The 2,477-nt window shown below is 53.9% G+C and carries 2 protein-coding genes; both read right to left on the reverse strand.

The window, feature by feature from the left end; translation table 11 throughout:
* Positions 1–111: 111 nt before the first annotated feature.
* Positions 112–2,073 carry a DNA gyrase/topoisomerase IV subunit B gene (locus EJP87_RS15370; RefSeq protein WP_130472739.1) on the reverse strand — a complete coding sequence of 654 codons (1,962 nt, stop codon included), beginning with the start codon at positions 2,071–2,073 and terminating at the stop codon, positions 112–114.
* Positions 2,033–2,251 (reverse strand): translation initiation factor IF-1, encoded by a 219-nt coding sequence (gene infA, locus EJP87_RS15375; RefSeq protein ID WP_130472740.1) that lies wholly within the window; start codon positions 2,249–2,251, stop codon positions 2,033–2,035. Before infA ends, EJP87_RS15370 begins: the two co-directional genes overlap by 41 nt.
* Between the last annotated feature and the right edge of the window lie 226 nt (positions 2,252–2,477).

Consider the following 2,477-nt stretch of genomic DNA (forward strand, 5'->3'; position numbering starts at 1 on the left):
GTGAAACGCCGCACATTACCAGCAGGGCTTTGCCCTGCACCCACCAGGAGGAGATAATCTCCTCCTGGACCTCCCTAATAATTTTCTGGTTTTCAAATGCGTTTGCCCTGATCAAATATCCAAATGCTGTTGCGCAAAAGGGGCCTTTTCTTGGATAAACGCATAACGCTGGGCAGCCTGCTTACCCATCAAACGATCAAAAGTGTCATCAGTCTGCTGCGCATCATCAATCACCACCCGCAGCAAGCGGCGTGTTGTCGGATCCATGGTGGTGGAACGCAACTGTTCGGGATCCATTTCGCCCAACCCCTTGAAGCGGGAAATATCGATTTTGGCCTGACTCTTTTTCTGGCGAATGCGCGCCAGAAACCGCTCTTTTTCCGCCTCATCCAACGCATAATGGCTCTCACTGCCGCTGGTAAGACGATAGAGCGGCGGTTGTGCCAGATAGAGATGATGATGGCGAATCAACTCCGGCATAAAGCGATAAAAAAAGGTCAACAGCAGACTGGCAATATGGGCCCCATCCACGTCGGCGTCGGTCATAATGATCACCCGGCCATAGCGCAGCTTGCGCAGATCAAATTGCGTGCCGCAACCGGTGCCGATGGCAGTGACCAGATTTTGAATTTCAGTATTTTTTTCAAACTTTTCCAAATTGGCCTGCTCAACATTGAGAATTTTGCCACGCAAAGGCAAAATGGCCTGATTGTGACGGTTGCGCGCCTGTTTGGCGGAGCCTCCTGCCGAATCGCCTTCGACAATAAACAGCTCTGCCTGTCGAGGATCGGCTACCGCACAATCGGTCAATTTACCGGGCAAGGTCAAGCGACTGGTGGCGGTTTTTCGGCTGACTGGCGGTGCAGCCTTTTTGCGATTGATCCTCTGTTGCGCCCGCTCCAGCATGAACAAAAACAGCGTATTGGCCTGTTCAGGATGGCCGTGCAGCCAATGATCCAGATGATCTTTGATCACCCCTTCCACCCGGCGTCCCACCGTATGGTTGCTCAACTTCTCCTTGGTCTGCCCAGAAAATTGTGGATTGCTGATAAAAAGCGAGAGCACGGCCAACAGCCCACCCAACACATCCTCGCTGACCAACAACACCCCTTTGGGCAGCAAATGGCGGGCTTCGGCATATTCGCGCATCGCCCGGGTCACGGCGGTACGTAAAGCAGACTCATGCACCCCACCCTGGGTGGTGGGAATGGTGTTGCAATAGGTCAGGGCACGATACTCTTCGCCAGTCGTCCAGCTCATGGCCCACTCCAGACGCAGATACTCCTCTCCCTGCTCCACCACGCTGCCGGCAAAAAGGGCTGGCACTACCCGTTCGCCGACCGGCACACTGTTGCTGACAAAATCCTCCACACCTTTGGGAAAATGAAAGGCCAACTCTTCGCCGCTTTGCTCCACCTTCAGGCGGATCACCACCCCTCGGTTGAGATAGGCTTTGGCGCGACACATCTCCGCCAACCGTTCCACCTGAAAGTTGGTTTCGGGAAAGATTTCGGGATCGGGTAAAAAGGTGACCTGGGTACCGTGGCGGCGGGAAACCTCCAGCCGTTCCAATACGGAGGCGGTTTTGCCACGAGAGAAGGTTTGCCGCCATTTATGGCCATCTCTCTCGACGACCACTTCCGTCCACAGAGACAAGGCGTTGACCACAGAGGAGCCCACACCATTCAAGCCCCCAGAAGTGGCATAGGATTTATCATGAAATTTGCCGCCGGCATGCAGGGTGGTAAAGATCACCTCCAGGGCGGAGCGACCCGGATAGCGGGCCAGGGAATCGACAGGGATGCCACGACCGTTATCGCGCACGGAGACGGCGCCATCGGCTGACACAACTAATGTAATTCTATCGGCATAACCGGCGACCACCTCATCCATGGCGTTATCGAGCAGTTCGGCCACCAGGTGATGCAGAGCGCGCTCATCGGTACCGCCGATATACATACCGGGACGGCGGCGCACACCCTCCAACCCTTCCAGAACTTCGATATGGGAAGCGTTGTAGGGGGAGTCGGCCTTATTTATGGCGATAGGAGATGCGTCCTTTGGTAAGGTCATAGGGAGTCAACTGCACGGTTACCTTGTCACCTGGCAGGATACGGATATAGTGTTTACGCATCCGACCTGAAATATGGCACAGCAATTTGTGCTTATTTTCCAGCTCCACCTGGAACATGGCGTTGGGCAGGTTTTCCAGCACGGTCCCTTCCATCTCGATAACATCTTCTTTACTCACACCTTCATCCTCCACACAAAAGCGCAGCCACAGGGGACTGCATCCCGCCTTCTTCCCCTCAATCAGGCAGGAAAAGGAACGAGCATAAGCAAATTTTCCATAAAGTCAATGGTGGTATTATGCAAAGCAGGGCAATTGCATTTGAAAACCAGAAAATTATTATGGAGGTCCAGGAGGAGATTATCTCCTCCTGGTGGGTGCAGGGCAAAGCCCTGCTGGTAATGTG

The sequence above is a fragment of the Candidatus Magnetaquicoccus inordinatus genome (assembly GCF_004217665.1).
GTDB classification, from domain to species: domain Bacteria; phylum Pseudomonadota; class Magnetococcia; order Magnetococcales; family Magnetaquicoccaceae; genus Magnetaquicoccus; species Magnetaquicoccus inordinatus.

Coding starts and splice junctions, on each gene's coding strand:
- EJP87_RS15370 (WP_130472739.1), bottom strand. CDS start 2,073: ATGACCTTACCAAAGGACGCATCTCCTATCGCCATAAATAAGGCCGAC.